We start from the raw sequence: 18473 nt of genomic DNA on the forward strand, positions 1-18473 counted from the left end.
GTGCATTGGACGCATGAAAAAGAGAGGTCTAGTTTCGCCTACATGCCTCCCGTTCATACCGGGGCACCCACCACCCCGGGTGCCTCTGCCGCGCAGTCCCCGGAATCCGCCACGGACGCCGGCCGGCTCTCCCCCGGCCGCCCCGGCTACCGCCGGATGACCTTCGCCCTGTTCGCCGCCGGCCTGGCGACGTTCGCCCTCCTCTACTCCACCCAGGCGCTGCTGCCGGCCCTCTCGACGAGCTTCGGGGTGACGGCCGGTCAGGCCAGCTGGACCGTGTCCGCCGCGACCGGGGCGCTCGCCCTGTTCGTGCTGCCGCTCAGCGCGCTGTCGGAGCGGTTCGGCCGGACCCGGATGATGACGGTCTCCCTCGTCCTCGCGGTGGCGCTCGGCCTGCTGGTGCCGTTCGCGCCGAACGTGGAGTGGCTGGTGGCGCTGCGCGCCGTACAGGGCGCGGCGCTCGCCGGCGTCCCGGCGTCCGCGATGGCCTACCTGGCGGAGGAGGTCCGGCCCAAGGCGCTGGTCGCGGCGATCGGGCTGTTCGTCGCGGGCAACTCCATCGGCGGGATGAGCGGCCGTATGGTCACCGGCTGGGCGGCCGAGATGTGGGGCTGGCGGGCCGGGCTGGCCACCGTGGGCGCGCTGGCGCTGCTGTGCACCGTGGCCTTCCTGGTGCTGCTGCCGCGCGCCCGGTTCTTCACGCCGGCGAGCCTGCGGCCGCGGGCGGTGGGCCGGACCGTCGCGGGCCATCTGCGCGACCCGCTGCTGCTGCGGCTGTACGGGGTCGGGGCACTGTTCATGACGGTGTTCGGCGCGGTCTACACGGTGATCGGCTACCGGCTGGTGGACGAGTTCTCGCTGGGACAGGGCGTGATCGGGTCGGTGTTCCTGGTCTACCTGGTGGGTACGGTCTCCTCGGCCGCCGCGGGGCAGCTGGTGGCCCGTACGGGGCGGCGCGGCGCGCTGTACCTGGCGGTGGCCACCACCGCGCTGGGCCTGCTGCTCTCGCTCGGCGACGCGCTGGTGGCGATCGTGGCCGGACTGGTGCTGATCACCGCCGGGTTCTTCGCGGGGCACGCGGTGGCCTCGTCGGCGGTCAGCCGTACGGCGAAGACGGGCCGGGCGCAGGCGTCCGCGCTGTACCAGTCGGCGTACTACCTCGGCTCCAGCGCCGGCGGCACGCTGGGCGCCCTCGCCTACCACGCGGGCGGCTGGCCGGCGACGGTGGCGTTCGCGCTGGTGGCCGTCCTGGGCGTCGTCTCGATCACGCTCTGCGGCACCCGGGCCGCCCGCGCGGAGCGGGCCGCCACGGCACGCGCCCTGCTCGGCGCCCGCTGAGCGCCACGCCCGGCGCCCGCTGAGCGCCACGCCCGGCGCCCGCTGAGCGCCACGCCCGGGCGGCCTCCGGATCTCCTCCCGCGGCCCCGGCGGACTCCTCCTCCAGGCTCGTGAATGCGCACTGCGCATTCACGAGCCTTGCCGTCCCTTCTCCCGCCCCCGCCCGCCGGGCCAAGGTGCTCGTGTGAAGCGATATCCGTGAGTTACGCGGGGAGAGCGGGAGGGCAGTCATGAAAGGCACGGCGCAAGCCACCGCCGGTATTGACGAGTTGCGCGCGCGGCTGGACCGGATCGACGAGCGGCTTCTCGGGGAAGTGCGGGCACGGATCGAGATCTGTGTGGAGATCGCCCGCGTGAAGAAGGCCCAGGACATCCCGATGATGCAGCCGCACCGCATCGGGCTGGTCCAGGAGCGGGCCGCGGCGTTCGGCGCGGAGCACGGGATCGACCTCGGCTTCCTGCGCCGGCTCTACGATCTCGTGATCGAGGAGACCTGCCGGGTCGAGGACCTCGAAATGGCGGCCGCGTCATGAGGACCCTGCTGATCGACAACCACGACTCGTTCACCTACAACCTCTACCAGCTGCTCGGGGAGGTGAACGGCCGCCCTCCGGTGGTCGTCACCAACGAGACCGACTGGTCCTCGCTGGACATGGCGGACTACGACGCCGTCGTCGTCTCCCCCGGACCGGGCCGGCCCGAGCGCGAGCGGGACTTCGGCATCAGCCGCCGCGCCATCCTGGAGAGCGGCCTGCCGGTCCTCGGGGTGTGCCTGGGCCACCAGGGCATCTGCCACCTCTTCGGCGGCGAGGTCGCGCACGCGCCGCTGCCGATGCACGGCCGGATCTCCTCGATCACGCACGACGGCAGCGAACTCTTCGCCGGGATCCCCTCGCCCTACGACGTGGTGCGCTACCACTCGCTCGCCGCGATCCGGCTGCCCGAGGAGCTGGAGCCGACCGCCTGGACCGCCGACGGCGTCGTCATGGCGGTACGGCACCGCAGCCTGCCGGTGTGGGGGGTGCAGTTCCACCCCGAGTCCATCAGCAGCGAGTACGGCCGGGAGCTGCTCGCCAACTTCCGCGACCAGGCCCTCGCGTACGCCGCCACCCGGCCCGTGGCCGCGGCCACGGGTGGGCACGCCGCGGCCGGCGCCGCGCGCGCCCCGTACCGCCTGCACGTGGAGAGGCTGCCGCTGCTGCCCGACACCGAGCGCGTCTACCGGGAGCTGTTCGCGGGCAACGCGCACGGGTTCTGGCTCGACAGCAGCAGCGTGATCGACGGCCTGTCGCGGTTCTCGTTCATGGGCGACGGCACCGGCCCGCTCTCGGAGTACGTCACCTACCAGGTGCTGGAGCGCACGGTGCGCGTGCAGCGGCCCGGCGGCCGCGACGAGCTCGTGGCGCAGAGCGTGTTCACGTACCTGGAGGAGCAGGTGGAGGAGCGGGCGGTGCCCGTTCCCGAGGGGCTGCCCTTCGACTTCAACCTCGGGTACGTCGGCTACCTCGGCTACGAACTGAAGGCCGACAGCGGCGGCCAGGAGGCGCACAAGGCCGACACCCCGGACGCGGCCCTGCTGTTCGCCGACCGGATGGTGGCCTTCGACCACGCCGAGGGCGTCACGTACCTGCTCGCGCTGTCCGAGGACCGGGCGGGCGGCGACCTCGACGCCCGCGGCTGGCTGGAGCGTACGGCGGCCCGGCTGCGCGCCCTCGGCTCCGCCGCGGCCCCGCGCCCGGCGGCCGGTCCCCGGGGCCTGGCCACCACCGGGATGACCGACCCGGCGCTCGCCGGTCTGGTCCGCATGCGCCACGACCGGGCGGGCTACCTGGCCCGGATCGCCGAGATCCACCAGGAGATCCGCGACGGCGAGAGCTACGAGGTCTGCCTGACCAACCAGGTCGCCCTGAAGACCCGGATCGACCCGCTGGAGACCTTCGCCGAGCTGCGCCGGATCAGCCCCGTCCCGTACGGCGCGCTGCTGGACTTCCCCGGGGTCGCGGTCCTCAGTGCCTCCCCGGAGCGCTTCATGACGGTCGGCACCGACCGCACCGCAGAGTCCAAGCCCATCAAGGGCACCCGGCCGCGCGGCGCCACGCCGGCCGAGGACGAGGCGCTCAGGGCGGACCTGCTCGGCAACGAGAAGGACCGCGCCGAGAACCTGATGATCGTGGACCTGATCCGCAACGACCTCAACGTCGTCTCCGAGGTCGGCTCGGTGCATGTGCCGAGGCTCTTCGACGTCGAGACGTACGCGCCGGTGCACCAGCTGGTGTCCACCATCCGCGGCACCCTGCGCGAGGGCGAGTCGGCGGTCTCGGCGGTCCGGGCGGCCTTCCCCGGCGGATCGATGACGGGCGCGCCGAAGGTCCGCACCATGGAGATCATCGACCGGCTGGAGGAGGGCGCCCGCGGGGTGTACTCGGGCTCGCTGGGCTGGTTCTCGCTGGGCGGCGCGGCCGACCTGAACATCGTCATCCGCACGCTGGTCGCCACCGAGGACCGGGTCACCTTCGGAGTCGGGGGCGCGGTGATCGCGCTGTCCGACCCGGACGAGGAGTTCGAGGAGACGGTGGTCAAGTCCCGGGCCATGGTGCAGGCGGTGCTGGGCACCGCGCTCCGGCAGGGCCCGGGAGCTGCCACTGGTTCGCGGAGCGCGGCGTGAGTGGCGGCATCCGCCGGGCGGTGATCGTCGGCGGCCAGGGCGCGGTCGGCCGGCTGTTCACCGAGAAGCTCCAGGGCAGCGGCGTACAGATCTGTGTCGTGGACCCGGCCGGTGCCGGGGCCCCGGCGCCGGGCGGCGCCCGCAGCATCCACGGCGACATCACCGACCTCTCGCCGCGGCTGGAGAAGGAGCTGGGCAAGGCCGACGTCGTGGTGCTGGCGGTGCCCGAACCGGTGGCGCTGGCCGCGGTCAAGGGGGTGGCGGCCGCGCTGCGTCCGGGCGCCCTCCTGGTCGACACCCTCTCCGTCAAGCAGCGCATCGACGAGGAGTTCCGCGCGCACGTCGACGGGGACGCCGTCGAGGCGCTGGGCCTGAACCCCATGTTCGCCCCGGCCCTCGGGTTCGAGGGCCGGGTGGTGGCGGCCTCGGTGACGTACGGCGGCCCGCTCACCGCCGAGCTGCTGCGCCTGGTGGAGTCCTGGGGCGGGCGCGTGGTCCGGGTCGAGGCCGCCGAGCACGACCGGCTGACCGCGGTCTCCCAGGCGCTGACCCACGCGACCGTGCTCTCCTTCGGCCTCGCGCTGTCCCGGATGGGCACGGACGTCGAAGAGGTCGCCAAGATCGCGCCGCCCCCGCACAAGACGCTGGCCTCGCTGCTGGCCCGGGTCTCCTCCGGCACCCCGGAGGTGTACTGGGACGTGCAGGCGGCCAACCCGCAGGCGGTGAGCGCCCGTACGGCCCTGGCCGAGGCGGCCCGCCGGCTCGCCGACACCGTCAAGGACGGCACCGAGGAGGACTTCACGGCCCTGATGGCCAAGGTCCGCGGCGCGCTGGGCGCCGAGCTCGACAACTACCGCGAGCTGTGCGCGCGGATCTTCGCGAACGTCTGACGGTTCCCGCCGGACGCTCCGCCCCGCTCCGCCCCGCTCTGTCACGCACGCACGAACGCGCGCATCTCACGGCATCGCACCGTTTACGTACCGCACCCCTCATCAGAGAGGCACGACATGACCGACTCCCGCACGGGCTTCGCCGCGACCGTCCTCGACCCCGGGCAGCGCGCGGCGCTGGCCGCCGACAAGAGCGTCGGCGGCGGCAACCTGCTGCGTTCCGCGCTCGCGGCCAGCCCGAGCCCCACCACGCCCTTCGTCCACTCCACCCGGCCGATCACCGATCTGGCGGGCGCCGAGCAGCACGACTGGAGCCTGGCCGAGGTCGACGGCCTGGCCCAGGCCTGGTCGGCCTGGTACCTGGCGCAGGGCGTGCAGCCCAAGGACCGGGTCGCGGTCTGGTTCGAGGACTCCTTCGCGTACTCCGTGCACTTCTACGCCCTCGCGCAGATCGGCGCGATCGCCGTGCTCATCAACAGCAAGGCCACGGCGCCGATCGCCGAGTCGCTGATCGAGCAGACCACCCCGGTCGGCCTGTACGCCGACCGCGGCCGGCTGGCGCAGCTGCGGGCGAGCAGCGAGATCCTGGACGGGCTGGCCTGGACCCAGGAGGAGGAGAGCCTGCCGGCGCCGCCCGCGGCGGAGCTCCCGGCCGGGGCGTACTGGAACCACGTCTCCGAGGACCCGGTGGTCATCCTGCACTCCTCGGGGACGACCGGCCGCCCGAAGCCGACCATCCACACGCACGGCACGATCGTGGCCGGCCCGCAGTTCCGGCTCGTGGACTTCAAGGAGCAGCCGGGCGCGCTGATGCTGACCGCGCTGCCGCAGTCGCACCTGGGCTGCATCGCGTTCACCGTGTACGCGGTGCTGGCCGGCACCCCGCTCGTCGCGCACAGCGACCGCAGCGGCGAGGAGCTGGCGGCTACGGTGGCCGCGCACAAGCCGACGGCGGTGATGGCCTTCGCGCACTCGTACGCCGAACTGGCCGCGCTGGAGCGGACGGACGGGGCGCTGGACAGCGTCGGCTCGTGGGTGTCGATCGGCGACGCCGTGCACCAGGCGCACATCACGCGGACGCTGGAGCACCGTTCGGCGCACCTGCCGTCGGCGCAGTTCTTCGACCGGCTGGGTACGACGGAGCTGGGCTGGGGCGTCCTGCTGAAGATCCGTACGAAGGACAGCGTGCGCAACGACCGGTGCGCCGGGCAGCCGGTGGGGGTCGCGGAGGTCGCGATCCTGCGCAAGGACGGCAGCCACGCGGACGTCGGCGAGGTCGGCTTCCTGGCCGCCAAGGGGCCGGCGATCACGCCCGGCTACTGGGGCGACTCGGCGACGACGTACCGCTACAAGCTGGCCGGGTACTGGCTGCCGGGCGACATGGCGTACAAGGACGCAGGCGGCGACTTCTACCTCGTGGACCGGGCCGCGGACCAGATCCTGACGGCCGCCGGGCCGGCGTACTCGACGCTGATGGAGGAGGTGCTGCTGAACGACGTGCCCGAGTTCGACGACGTCGCGGTGATCGCCGGCGAGGAGGACGGGGCCGTGGTGCCGGTGGCGGTGGTCACCACGCCGGAGGCGGTGGCCGTGGCCGTGGACGCGGAGAAGCTGCTGCTGCGCGCGAACGAGGCGCTGGCGGCGGCCGGGCAGCCGGCGCTGCGGCTGCTGGAGGTGGCGGCCGGTGAGGCGGACTTCCCGGTGGGGGTGACGGGGAAGGTGCTGAAGCGGAAGCTGCGGGAGAAGTACGCGGATCTGGGGGCGTACCTGCGGGATGCCGGTGGCGCCGGCAAGTCGCTCGCCGTGGCGGGCTGACCTCGGGACTGCCCCGTCCCGGCCCGGCGAGGGGCGGGCCGGGACGGGGCGGCGGCGGCTGGTCGCCGGGCCGGTTTCGGGGGCTCCGCCCCCATGCCCCCGCGCCTCGAACGCCGGCGGGGCTGGGTTGGGTGCCCGGCGGCGCGGAAGCGAGCCCGGAGGGCCGGTTTCGGGGCTCCGCCCCGGACCCCGCGCCTCAATCGCCGGCGAGGCTGAATGGGGGCCCGGCGGCGCCGGAAGGCAGCCCGGCAGGCCGGGATCGGGTACCCGGCAGCGCTGGAAACGGGCCCGGAGGGCCGGTTTCGGGGCCCTGCCCCGGACCCCGCGCCTCAAACGCCGGCGGGGCTGGAATGGGGACCCCGAGGCGCCGGAAGCGGACCCGGAGGCGCAGGGTTGGGTGCCCGGCGGGGCTGAGAAGTGCCGCGCAGCGGCATGTCCAGCCCGCGCGGCGTTTGAGCGCACGGGCGCGAAGCGCACGTACGGGGGTTCGGGGGCGGAGCCCCGCCACCCAGCCCCGCCGGCGATTGAGGCGCGGGGTCCGGGGCAGGGCCCCGGCTCGGGAAGGGGCGGGGTGGGGAACGGCTCCGCGCAGCGGTTGCGGCAGCGGCTGGGGCAGCGGCTGCGTCAGGCGAAGGCGGACGCGACCGTGAGGACCGCGTCATTGGCTTCGGCGGAGCCGATCGTCACGCGGATGCCCTCGCCCGGGAAGAAGCGGACCGCTATGCCCGCCGCGGCGAAGGCCTGCGCCAGGGCGGCCGTGCGGTCGGCGTCACCGAGGTCCAGCCAGACGAAGTTCGCCTCCGTCCGCGGTACCGGCAGGCCCACGTCAGCCAGGCCCTGCGCCGTCCGGTCGCGTTCCTTGACCAGGGTCTCGACCCGGTCGAGGAGTTCCGGCTCCGCGGCCAGCGAGGCCACCGCCCCGTACTGGGCGACCGCGTTCACCCCGAACGGCACCGCCGACGCGCGGATCGCCGCCGCCACCGGCTCGTGGGCCACCGCGTAGCCGACGCGCAGGCCGGCCAGGCCGTAGGCCTTGGAGAAGGTCCGTACGACCACCAGGTCCGGCCGGTCCCGGTACAGGTCCATACCGTCCGGCGAATCCGGGTCGGTGACGAACTCCCGGTACGCCTCGTCCAGGACGACCGTCACCCCGGCCGGCACCCGGTCGAGAAAACGGTTCAGCGCGGCCCGGCCGACCACCGTGCCCGTCGGGTTGTTGGGGTTGCAGACGAAGACCACCCGCGTGCGGGTCCCGATCGCCTCCGCCATCGCCTCCAGGTCGTGCGAGGCGTCCGCCCGCAGCGGCACCCGGACGGACACCGCCCGGTTGACCTCGGTCAGGTGCGGATACGCCTCGAACGAGGGCCAGGCGTACAGCACTTCGTCCCCGTCCCGCACCAGCGCGTGCAGCAGGTGCTGGAGCACCCCGCAGGAGCCGGCGCCCAGCGCGAGGTGCGCGGCCGGGACGGCCAGGCGGGCCGCGAGGGCCGCGGTCAGGTCCGTGGAGAGGCGGTCGGGGTAGCGGTTGGCCCGGCCCGCCGCCTCCGCGAGGGCCGCGACGACCGACGGGAGGGGCGGGTAGGGGTTCTCGTTCGCGTTCAGGGTGTGCATGGGGTCCCTTTCAGTCGGTTTCGATCGGTTTCAGTCGATGGCGGGTAAGGCTTCCTCGCCTCGGCCCATCAGGTAGCCGAGCTGGAAGCGGTGCTGCGCGCCGTACTGGTCGCGCAGGCACGAGATGTGGCCCTGGACCGACCGCAGGCTGACCCCGAGCCGGCGCGCGATGGCCTTGTCGGAGCAGCCCTCGATCAGCAGCTTGCGGATGGCCCGGCGCATGTCCGGCACCACCTCGGAGGCGGCGTCGGCGGCCCGCACCGGCCGGAACGGGAAGGGCTCGGCCCGGTCCCAGGCCTTCTCGAAGACGTCGGTGAGGAAGCCGGTGACCGCGCGGTCGCGGATGACGACGGCCGATCCGCGCTCCCCGTCGGCGGGGATGAAGGACACCTCGCCGTCGATGACGATCAGCCGGTCGAAGAACTCCGGCAGGGTACGGACCTGCGCGCCGTGCTTCTGGACGGTCGCCACGTAGCGCTTGGTGGGCTCGTGGAAGCGCGAGCTGTGCTGGTAGAGCGTGCGCATGGCGACCCCCCGGGAGAGGTGGTCGCGGACCGCGGCGTACGCCTCGTCGAGGGTGGCGCCGGGGCGCGGGCCGTCGGGCTGGGCGGTGAGGATCTCCCGCCGGGCCCGGCCGAGGGCCTCGTGGATGGCGTACGTGATCCGCTCGGGGCCGTGGACGTACTCGATCCGGGCCCCGGACCCGGGCGGCGGGGCGGCCGGCTCCGGCGCCCGCGGCTGGGTCTGGGCGGCTTCGGCGGCGTACCGGGACAGGCTGTCCAGGGTGTCGGCCATCCGCCGGAGGGTGGCGGAGGCCGTCGTGGCGTCCGGGGCCGGGGCCGGGGCCTGGGTGGGGACGGGGGAAAGGGTGAGGGTGCTGTGGGTCATGGGCGGGTGCCTTTCGGGTCGGGTGGGTGGGGTGGGGCGTGCGTACGCGCGCGAGGGCCGCGGGAGTGGTCCCGCGGCCCTCGCCGGTCGGTGGGTCACTGGCCCGGGCGTCGCGGCGCCGGGGCGAGCAGGGTCTTCATGGCGCGCGCCGCCGCCCGGAGGGGCCCGCCGGCCGTGACCGGTGGGGCCGCGCCCGCTCCCGCGGCCGCCGCCGCGAGGGCGAACCCGCCGCCCAGGAGCAGGCGCGCCGGGGCCCGGGGGCCGGAGGCCGGAGCCGCCTCCGCCCCGCCGGGCCCGTGGGCGGGGTGGCCGGCCGGGGTCACCGGGCCCCCGCCGGCGCCGGGGAGGTGCGGACCGTGATGGCCGCACGGACGCGGGCCTCCAGTTCGTCGAGGGCCACCGACGACGGGGCGTCGATGAAGAAGTTCGCCACCCGGTCCTCGCTGCTGTGCAGCGGGCCGACGTAACTGCCCTTCTCCTTCTGGACGAAGACGGCCCGCAGGGTCGGCGGGTCGTCGGGGCGGCCGGCCGGGACCTGCGGCCAGAGGTCGCCCTCGCCGGCCCATTCGACGGTGACCCCCGGCCAGTCCAGCGTGACCTCCTCCAGGATCCCGGGCTCGTGCTCCACGTACACCTGGCGGGCGTGCCGGGTGGCCTTGGGGTACTCGGCGCACTCGCCCAGCGCGATGCGGATGATCTCCGGTTCGACGGGGCGGCCGGTGGCCAGGTGGTAGAGGACGGTCAGGCCGTCGCCGGGGGTGCGGGCGGCGACCTCCATCAGCTTGGGGTGGCCGGACGCGTCCAGCCGCCATTCGGAGTGGGTCATGCCGTCCTGGAAGTCCAGCAGGTGCAGCAGGCACTTGTTGGCGGCCAGCAGCGTCTTGCGGTCCAGGCCGACCGCACCGGACACGGTGTGGGAGAGCTCCACGAAGGTGTCGGCGTGGGCGTCGGTGGTCTGCTTCACCGTCACCGAGTCCCATACGATCCGGCCGTGCTGGACCAGGGCCTCGACCGAGAACTCCTGGCCCGCGACCTTCTCCTCCACCAGGAGCGTCTCGTGGTCGGGGTAGCCGGCGAGCAGCTCCGCCAGCTGCGCCGCGTCCGTCGCGGTCCGCACGCCCGAACTGGAGTGCCGGGTCGCGGGTTTGACGACCGCCGGGTACGGGACGGCCGCGAGGTCGGCGGCCGCCCGCGCGCCCGGCGGGATCACCAGCGCGTACGGGTTGAACTCGCCCAGGTGCAGCCGCTGGAGGTACTTGCTGCGGCACACCCGGCTGGCCCGCAGGCCGGGCGAGGGCAGGTTCAGGGCGTCGGCGACGAGCCCGGTGGGCTCGACGAGTGTCTCGCCGGCGGCGTACGTGCCGACGATCTCGTACGCGCCCTCCCAGCCGCGGACGGCGGCGACGACGCCCGCGTTGAAGGAGCACTCGCGGTCCACGGAGCCGTCGACGAAGGCGATGTCGGCGAGGGCGGCGGCCGGGTGGCCGGGCTCGCGCAGGGCGGCCAGGGCCTGCTCCCGCCACACGGACGGGGTGATGAGCAGGATCCTCAGGCCGCGCCGGGTCAGTTCCTCCAGGTAGCGCGGGGCCCGGCAGATCGCCAGGAAGGACCCGGTGAGGAGGAACGCGGCGGGTCTCTCGCCGTGGGTGGGCGCGGTGGCGGGCAGCGGGTCGGTGCTCATCGGTGGGGCCTCCACAGGTCCGCGGCCAGGAAGGCCATGTCGAGGGCCTGGCCGCGGTTCAGGCGCGGGTCGCAGGCGGTGGTGTAGCAGCGGTCGAGGTCGTCGAGGGTGACGGGGTCGGTGCCGCCGACGCATTCGGTGACGTGGGCGCCGGTGAGCTCCAGGTGCAGCCCGCCGGGGTGCGTGCCGAGCTCGCGGTGGATCTCCACGAACGCCGCGATCTCGGCGGTGATGTCGCCCAGGGAGCGGGTCTTGTGGCCGGTCGGGGCGACCTGGGTGTTGCCGTGCATCGGGTCGCAGACCCACAGCACGGGCGCCCCGGCGGCGGTCACCTTCTCGACCAGGCCCGGCAGGACGTCGCGGATCCGGTCGGCGCCCATGCGGGTGATGAAGGTGAGCCGGCCCGCCTCGCCCTCGGGGTCGAGGATCTCGGTGAGGGCGAGGAGTTCGTCGGCGGTCGCGGTCGGGCCGACCTTGACACCGACGGGGTTGGCGATGGAGGCGGCGAAGGCGACGTGTCCGCCGTCGAGCTGGCGGGTGCGCTCGCCGATCCACACGAAGTGCCCCGAGCCGGCCCAGCGGCGGCCGCTGACGGGGTCGGTGCGCACCAGCGGGACCTCGTAGTCCAGCAGCAGCGCCTCGTGGCTGACGTGCAGCGGGATCTCGGGCACGTCGTCACCGCCACCGTCGCCGCCGTCGCCGCCGGGCAGCAGGCGGATGCGGTCGAGGGTCTGTACGGCCGTGTCGTACGCGGTGATCATCCGCCAGGGGTCGGCGGCGCGGTCCCCGGCGGTGAAGCCGAGGCCGTTGACGGCGTCGCCGCGGTAGGCGGGCAGTTCCACGCCGTCGCGGGTCTCGGTCGGGCGGGAGCGCGGCTTGGCGTACTGCCCGGCCATCCGGCCCAGCGGGACGACGGGCACGGCGGCGCCGTACGAGACGATCTCCGCCATCTGGCGCAGGGTGGTGGCGGTGGACTCCGCCTCGCCGAGGGCGCGGGCGCCGAACTCCTCGGCGCAGTGGCCGCCCTGGAGCAGGAGTGCCTCGCCGCGGGCGGCGGCGGCCAGCCGCGCGCGCAGCGTGTCGCTCTCGGACAGCGGCGTCAGCGGGGGCAGTTCGCCGAGCCGGTCGACGACGGTGGCGAGGGTGGCGGTGTCGGGCCAGTCGGGCTGCTGTGCCGACTGGAGCGCCCCTAGTGCGGTACTGGTCATGCGTTCGCTCCTCGTTTCAGGGCCCGGTCGGTCAGCGGACCGGCCGCCCCGGTGTAGTGGGCGGGTTCCAGCAGGTCGCGCAGTTCTTCCGGGCCGAGGACGCCGTGCAGCGTGGCGTCGGCGGCGAGGACCTCCGGGAGGGGGGTGCCGGTGCGGTGGGACCGGGCCGAGGCCTCGGTGAGCAGGTCGCGGGCGGCCGCCTTGCCGAGCCGGGGGGCCAGGACGGCGGCGATCCGTTCGGTGACGAGCAGGCCGGCGGTGCGGTCCAGGTTGGCGCGCATCCGTGCCGGGTCGGCGTCGAGTCCCTCGGCGAGTTCGACGGCGGTGTGCGCGGCGCCCGCGGTCAGCCGCAGGGCTTCGCGCAGGGTGTGCCATTCGGCGTGCCAGACGCCGGCGGACCGTTCGTCCTCGCTGACCAGGGCCTGCGCGAGGGTGCCGGCCAGGGCGGGGACGACCAGGGCGGCGGACCGGATCAGGGTGGCCAGGACGGGGTTGCGTTTGTGCGGCATGGCGGAGGAGGCGCCGCGTCCGGCGGGTGCGGGTTCGGCGGCCTCGGCGGTCTCGGTACGGGCGAGCAGCAGCACGTCGACGGCGAACTTGCCGAGCGCGCCGGCCGTGTGGGCCAGGACGGCGCCCAGGTCGGCGACGGGCGTGCGCAGCGTGTGCCAGGGCAGGGCGGGCGCGCACAGCCCGGTCTCGCAGGCGTAGGCGGCGGCGAGCTGGTCGGCGTAGTCCTCGGGGACCGGCCCGTCGCCGTCGATGCGGGCGTACTCCAGGTAGCCGGCGAGGGTGCCGGCGGCGCCGCCGACGGAGACGGGCAGCCGCAGCCGGTCGATGCGCTGGACGGCGTCGAGCAGCAGGTGCCGCCAGCCGGCCGCCTTGAGGCCGAAGGTGGTGGGGACGGCGTGCAGGGCGAGGGTGCGCCCGGCCAGCACGGTGTCGCGGTGGGCGGCGGCGAGGCCGGCCAGGGCCGCGGCGGTGCGCAGCAGGTCGGCGCGCAGCAGTTTCAGGGTGCGGGTGGCGACCAGCATCATCCCGGTGTCGAGGACGTCCTGGCTGGTGGAGCCGCGGTGGACGTACTCGGCGGCGGCCGGGTCGGTGGCGGCGACGACCCGGGTGAAGGCGGCGACCAGGCCGACCACGGGGTTCGCGGTCTCGCGGGCGGCGAGCGCGAGGGCCCGTACGTCGAGCCGCCCGGCGTCGGCCGCCCCGGTGATCGCGGCGGCGGCCGCCGGGGGCAGGGTGCCGAGCCGGGCCTGGGCCCGGGCGAGCGCGGCCTCGGCGTCGAGCATGGCCTGGAGCCAGGCGGTGTCGCTGGTGGCCGCTTCGGCGGGGGTCCCGGCACGTACGGGCGAGAGGAGCCCGACGTCGATCGCGGTGGGCGCGGCCGGCATCGCAGGCGCGGCGGGCATGGCGGGCGCGGGGTCGTCGGGGACGGGCGCCTCGATCCCGGCGGGCACGCCAGGCACGGCGGGCGCGGGGGCCTCGGGCATGGCGGGCGCGGCGGGCGCCGCGGCCTCGGAGACAGGGGCCGCCGTGGGTCCGGTGGCGGCGGCGAGCAGGGCGGCCGCTGCCACGACGGTGTCCGCCGGGAGGTCGGGGGTGAGCCGGGGGACGGCGGTGAGCGGGGTCATGCCCGGACCTCGGCGCCGGGGGCGGTCAGCGGCTCGGGGACCGCGGTGAGGGCGAGGGCGGCGTGGGCGATGGCGTCGGAGTCCTCCAGCGTGACGGAGCCGACGCCGGGGCGGATGCCGGCGGCGGTGACCCAGTGGACGGACTCGGTGGGCACGCCGTAGGCGAAGCGGCGCGGGTGCGGCCGGCCGGCGGCGTCGACCAGGTGGTAGGGGCGTTCGGAGACGGCCAGCCCCCCGGTCTCGTAGTCGATGCCCGCGCTGCCGCGCACCGTGTACGGGCGGCACTGGCCGCTCTCCAGCAGCTGGAGCAGCAGCGGGTCGGTGGTGCGGCGCAGGTCGGGGTGGGGCAGCCGGGCCTCGATGAGGGCCGTGAGGCGGATGTCGGGGGCGTCGACCCCGTCGGCGGTGGCGACGAACACGGGGCCGTCGGGGCCGTCGGTCTCGGTGCGCACGCGCAGTCCGGGACCGGTGAACTCGACGATCCCGGCCGAGGCCAGGGCGATCAGTTCGTCGATGCGGGACACGGGCGGGCCGATGGAGAGGAAGGCGTTGAGCGGGGTGTACCAGCCGTCGAGGTCCTCGCGGTGGGAGCCCGCCTCCAGGCCGCCGTGGTCGACGGCGAGGCGTATCTCGTTGCGCAGGTCGCGCAGCACGTCGAGGGCGGCCTTGAGGGGACCGCTGACGTTGCCCTCGCGGGCCTCCTTGGCGTCGCGCAGCAGGTAGGCGAGCATCCAGCGGCGGAAGTCGTCGCGGCCGGTGAAGCGCAGGTCGCCGTAGGGGCGGGAGAGGCTCTGCCAGTTCCAGCGCTCCTCGCCGTCGATGCCGGCCTCGGCGAGGAGGGCGTCCTCGGCCTCGTCGTCGGCGGCCGCGAGGTAGCGGGCGGTGAAGTCCTCGATGACGTCGGGGGTGAAGTGGCCGCCGCGGGCCGTCAGCAGCCGCTCGTAGTAGACGCTCTGCACCTCCTTCTGGATCAGCGGCCAGATGTGGATGCCGAAGTCGATCCAGTCGCCGTCCTTCGCGGCGGCGCGCATGGCGGCCACCCGCTCGACGGTGAGCAGCCGGGGCGTGTGGCGGCCGTCGGGGCCCTTCTCGTTCTCGCCGCGGGCCTGGTAGGGGATGCCGCGCCGGGAGCCGGCGTACATCTTGGGCTCCAGGCCGGAGGGGCGGTAGACGAGCCGGCCGTCGGCGCGGCGCTCGAAGAAGCCGCCGCGGCCGAGGGTGAACAGGGCCATGTAGTCGAAGAAGTTCAGGCCGAGGCCGCGCAGCAGGACGGGGCGGCCGGCGCCGATCGCGCCGAGGTCGACGTCGGCGGGGTTGGAGGGGCCGGTGTAGGAGAGGCCGTGGGTGGCGGCGAACTCCGAGAGTCTGCGCTCCTCCGGGCCCAGGCGGGCCGGGAGGTGGCCCTGGGCGAGGATCACCGCGGAGAGCCCGGCCAGGCGCACGCCGTCGGCGAGGTCGAGGGTCTGCGGGCCGCCGGGGGCGGCGTCGTCGGTGAGGGCGACGGCGCGGGTGCGGTGGACGTGGATCTCGATGTGGTCGGGCGCGTTGGTGACGGCCTCCTGGAAGGCCCACTGGAGGTAGTGGCCGTAGAAGGCGCGCGTGGGGTAGGAGTCGGGGCCGAGCTCGCGGGCCTCGGCCAGCGTCTGGGCGCCGTACGCGTCCTCGTCGGCGGCGGACAGCCGGCGCGACCACTCGTAGAGGCTGGGGCCCTCCTCGATGGGGCCCTCGATGCTGACGCTGTCGTCGGTGAAGAGGGTGATCTGCGAGGAGACGGTGTTCATCAGCAGGTGGCGCGGCTGGGCGGTGCGCCAGACGGCGCCGGGGCCGGGCGAGGAGGGGTCGACGACGTGGAGGGTCAGGGCGTCGTGCGCGGGGGACTTGCGTTCCTGGGCGCATATGCGTTCCAGGACGGACAGGCCTCGGGGGCCGGCCCCGACGATGGCGATCCGGGCATGGCTGTGCTGCGGCATGTTCTCTACTCCCACCAGCGTGAAAGAGGGCCTGGGTGTGTCAGACGGCGGTGTTCCAGCCGACGTCGGTGAGTGCCGGGCGGGTGTGCACGGGCGGTCCTTTCAGTCGCGGACGACGGTCTTGCTGCGCATGAGGAACTCGGCGAGATATCCGTCGTGCGGGAGTCCGGGGCCCATCCAGTACGTGGGGTGGTCGCCGGCGTGGACATTGCCGATGGTCGGCTCGGCGATCAGGTCGTCGAGCAGGTCGTGGTCGGCGGTGAGGGCGGTGACGACGAGGCTGCCGCGCAGCGGGGCGATGCCGTCGGAGCGGTTCCAGGGGGCCACCCACACGCAGGGGAAGGGGAGTTCGACGCCGGCCTGGGGGGCGTCGGAGCGCTCCAGGCGGTGGACGGCGGGGCGCAGGGCCGCGCTCCCGTCGCCGAGGTCGGCGGCGACGCCGTCGCCGCCGAGGTGGGCGTGGCTGCCGGCGGCCTGGGCGAACAGGTGGGCCTCGACGGCCCGGGCGGCCGCGGCGGGCTGGACCGGCAGGACGGCCGCGTCGTCCTCGGGCGGCAGGGCGGGCAGGGCGGCCAGGCGCCCGGCGAGGGCGTCGGCCAGGGGGGCGGGGTCGCCCTCGACGAGGACGGCGGTGGTGTTGACGCAGCCGGTGCCGCCGTGGGCGGCGACGGAGGCGGTGATGGTGTCGAGGTGGGCGCGCCAGTCGGTGTCGGCGGTGATCAGGATCTTGGTCCGGCCGGGGCCCTGGAGCAGGATCCGCGGGTCGCCGCCGTACTTGCGTACGACGTCCTCGCCGCCGTAGACGAGCGAGCGGTCCGCGGCGCGCAGCAGGGTGTCGGCCTCGGCGTGGTCGGTGGGCAGGTAGGCGATGTGGTCGGCGCCGAACCCGGCCGCGCGCAGGGCGGCCACCAGGCGGTACGGGGTGAACGGCTCGCGCCGGGACGGGCGTACGGCGACCCGGTAGCCCAGGGCGAGGGCCTCGGGCCAGAGGCTGTGGGTGCCGGGGTGGTTGCCGGCGGCGAGCACGGCGAAGGTCTCGGCGCGCCGGACCCAGACGGCGCGGCCGGTGCGGGTGAGCGGGGAGCGCCAGTCCTCGGCGGTGCCGCCGGGGCGGGCCTGGGTCAGGCTGTCGTAGACGCGGGTGAGGCGGGCGCGGATGTTGGCGGTGGTGGCGCGGACGACGGAGAGCGGGACGCCGCCGACCCGGCTGACGGTGTGCTCGTACTCGGCGGCGCTCTGGCCGGCGAGGTCGGCGGTGGCGAACAGCTCGGCGGCGCGGGCGACGGCGGCGATCCGCTCGTCGGCGGGCAGCGGGCGGGCCCGGTGCAGCGCCTTGACGGTGCGGTCGACGAAGAGGGAGGGGACGAGGCTGAGTTCGGCGACGGGGGTGCCGGCGACGTCGGTGACGATGGTGCGGCGGCGGGCCCGGAAGGGCCCTTGCGGCCCGAGCGCGTCGAGCTGGAGCAGGGCGGGCGAGGCGGGCGAGGCGGCCGGCGCGGAGGTGGCCGCCGCGGAGGTGGGCGTCGGGGCCGGCATCAGTAGACCCCCTCGATGACGGTCTCGTTCTCGAAGGTGGCGACGGGGGCGATGTCGGCGACGGCGTCCCCGGAGCCGGTGGTGGAGGGGAGGCGGGTGGCCAGGTCCCGCTCCAGGTTGTTGGGGAGCAGGAACGATTTGCTGACGTGGCTGACGACCACCTGGCCGCGCTCGCCGTACGCCACGCTCTGGCCGCTCGCCGGGTCGACGACGGAGAAGGTGACGTACGGGCTCAGCGGGTCGAAGACGCACGGGTCCTCGTCGGCCAGGCCGGCGCGCTCGCCGGCGAAGCCGAGGATCATCGTGCTGCCGTAGTTCCCGCAGAAGGCGGTGCCGGGGAAGATCTCCGTCCGGTACAGGTGCCGGGAGTCCGGATCGAGCTGGGTGCCGCCCCAGCGGATCGCCTTCACCTTCTTGTTGACCAGTTCCACCAGGTCCTCGCGGCCGGCGAGCCGCTCCAGCACCGACGGGGTGATGGTGAGCACCTCGATGTCCTGGGTGGTCAGGACGAACTCGGCCTGTTCCAGCAGGTGTTCGGCGTAGGCGCCCGCGTCCGCGCCGCGGCCGGCCGCGATCAGCTTCTTCACCCAGCGCGGGTCGAGGTCAATGGTGAAACCGCGGGTTCCATGGGTGGCGGCGGAGCGGCGGAAGAACTCCCCGACGATGTGCGGGCCGGTGGGCACCAGGCCCAGCCAGTTGGCGCCGCGCGGGAAGCCGTGCGCGTCCAGGTTGGCGTTGGACCAGGCCACCATGCGGTCCAGCCAGTCGCGGGTGAGGACCACCCGCTTGGGGGCGCCGGTGGTGCCGCCGGACTCGAAGACGCCGACGACGTCGGGGCGGGGCCCGTAGCCGCGCGGGATCAGGTCCTCGGCGCGGACGTGCCGCAGCTCGCCGGTGACGTTCGGGAAGCGCCGCAGGTCGGCGTGGGTCCGGATGTCCGTACGGGGGTCGAAGTCGAGGGTCTCCGCGCGCCGCAGCCAGAACGGCGAGCCGGTCTCCGGGTGGAAGTGCCATTCCATGGCGGCCCGGAGGAACTCGTCCGGGTCGGGCTGCACCTCGTACGGAAGGTCCAGGATCGGATTGTCTGGCGAGGACACGGTGTCTCCTAGTCGAGGGTGCGCGGACGGGGCGGACGCGGGCGGAGCGGACGCGGGCGGAGCGCGGTGCGGGCGGAGCGCGGTGCGGGCGGAGCGCGGTGCGGTGCAGCGGGTACGCCGACGGGACCCGGCACGGGGGA

The 18473-nt window shown here is 74.8% G+C and carries 14 protein-coding genes; 5 read left to right on the forward strand and 9 right to left on the reverse strand.

What is annotated here, in order from left to right:
• Window positions 1-42: 42 nt before the first annotated feature.
• From ACIPXB_RS30130 to ACIPXB_RS30150, 5 genes are all read left to right on the forward strand, one after another.
• On the forward strand, window positions 43-1338 hold the full coding sequence (locus ACIPXB_RS30130; RefSeq protein ID WP_401454883.1) for an MFS transporter: 1296 nt from the start codon (window positions 43-45) through the stop codon (window positions 1336-1338).
• A 230-nt stretch (window positions 1339-1568) separates the two neighbouring features.
• Window positions 1569-1871, forward strand: a complete 303-nt coding sequence (locus ACIPXB_RS30135) for a chorismate mutase family protein (RefSeq protein ID WP_401454886.1) — start codon at window positions 1569-1571, stop codon at window positions 1869-1871.
• Window positions 1868-4003 (forward strand): aminodeoxychorismate synthase component I, encoded by a 2136-nt coding sequence (pabB, locus tag ACIPXB_RS30140; protein ID WP_401454889.1) that lies wholly within the window; start codon window positions 1868-1870, stop codon window positions 4001-4003. Before ACIPXB_RS30135 ends, pabB begins: the two co-directional genes overlap by 4 nt.
• Window positions 4000-4893: a prephenate dehydrogenase/arogenate dehydrogenase family protein gene (locus tag ACIPXB_RS30145; RefSeq protein ID WP_401454891.1), complete on the forward strand. Its 894-nt coding sequence runs from the start codon at window positions 4000-4002 to the stop codon at window positions 4891-4893. Before pabB ends, ACIPXB_RS30145 begins: the two co-directional genes overlap by 4 nt.
• 117 nt (window positions 4894-5010) lie before the next feature.
• Window positions 5011-6708: a class I adenylate-forming enzyme family protein gene (locus ACIPXB_RS30150; protein WP_401454892.1), complete on the forward strand. Its 1698-nt coding sequence runs from the start codon at window positions 5011-5013 to the stop codon at window positions 6706-6708.
• Window positions 6709-7332: 624 nt separating this feature from the next.
• Here ACIPXB_RS30150 and ACIPXB_RS30155 read toward each other — a convergent pair.
• The 9 genes from ACIPXB_RS30155 to ACIPXB_RS30195 all read right to left on the reverse strand — a co-directional run bounded on the left by ACIPXB_RS30155 (window position 7333) and on the right by ACIPXB_RS30195 (window position 18333).
• On the reverse strand, window positions 7333-8319 hold the full coding sequence (locus ACIPXB_RS30155; RefSeq protein ID WP_401454893.1) for a histidinol-phosphate transaminase: 987 nt from the start codon (window positions 8317-8319) through the stop codon (window positions 7333-7335).
• A 30-nt stretch (window positions 8320-8349) separates the two neighbouring features.
• Complete coding sequence (locus tag ACIPXB_RS30160) at window positions 8350-9207, reverse strand: LuxR family transcriptional regulator (RefSeq protein WP_401454894.1); 858 nt, start codon at window positions 9205-9207, stop codon at window positions 8350-8352.
• Between the two features lie 95 nt (window positions 9208-9302).
• Window positions 9303-9530, reverse strand: coding sequence for a hypothetical protein (locus ACIPXB_RS30165; protein WP_401454896.1), 228 nt, complete (start codon window positions 9528-9530; stop codon window positions 9303-9305).
• Entirely contained in the window at window positions 9527-10888 is a 1362-nt protein-coding gene (locus ACIPXB_RS30170) for an acetyl-CoA carboxylase biotin carboxylase subunit family protein (protein ID WP_401454898.1), read from the reverse strand. The genes ACIPXB_RS30165 and ACIPXB_RS30170 overlap by 4 nt, the downstream gene beginning before the upstream one ends.
• The gene (locus ACIPXB_RS30175; protein WP_401454900.1) at window positions 10885-12096 is read right to left on the reverse strand and encodes a 3-deoxy-7-phosphoheptulonate synthase; all 1212 of its coding nucleotides are present in this window, start codon (window positions 12094-12096) and stop codon (window positions 10885-10887) included. The genes ACIPXB_RS30170 and ACIPXB_RS30175 overlap by 4 nt, the downstream gene beginning before the upstream one ends.
• A complete protein-coding gene (locus tag ACIPXB_RS30180; RefSeq protein ID WP_401455013.1) occupies window positions 12093-13508 on the reverse strand; it encodes a lyase family protein in 1416 nt (471 codons plus the stop codon). The genes ACIPXB_RS30175 and ACIPXB_RS30180 overlap by 4 nt, the downstream gene beginning before the upstream one ends.
• Before the next feature lie 218 nt (window positions 13509-13726).
• Window positions 13727-15700, reverse strand: coding sequence for an FAD/NAD(P)-binding protein (locus tag ACIPXB_RS30185; RefSeq protein ID WP_401454901.1), 1974 nt, complete (start codon window positions 15698-15700; stop codon window positions 13727-13729).
• A gap of 102 nt (window positions 15701-15802) precedes the next feature.
• Complete coding sequence (locus ACIPXB_RS30190; RefSeq protein ID WP_401454903.1) at window positions 15803-17236, reverse strand: aldehyde dehydrogenase family protein; 1434 nt, start codon at window positions 17234-17236, stop codon at window positions 15803-15805.
• A complete protein-coding gene (locus ACIPXB_RS30195; protein ID WP_401454905.1) occupies window positions 17236-18333 on the reverse strand; it encodes a phenazine antibiotic biosynthesis protein in 1098 nt (365 codons plus the stop codon). Before ACIPXB_RS30195 ends, ACIPXB_RS30190 begins: the two co-directional genes overlap by 1 nt.
• Window positions 18334-18473: the final 140 nt, after the last annotated feature.

The organism is Streptomyces sp. NPDC090022, assembly GCF_044748145.1.
Taxonomy (GTDB): domain Bacteria; phylum Actinomycetota; class Actinomycetes; order Streptomycetales; family Streptomycetaceae; genus Streptomyces.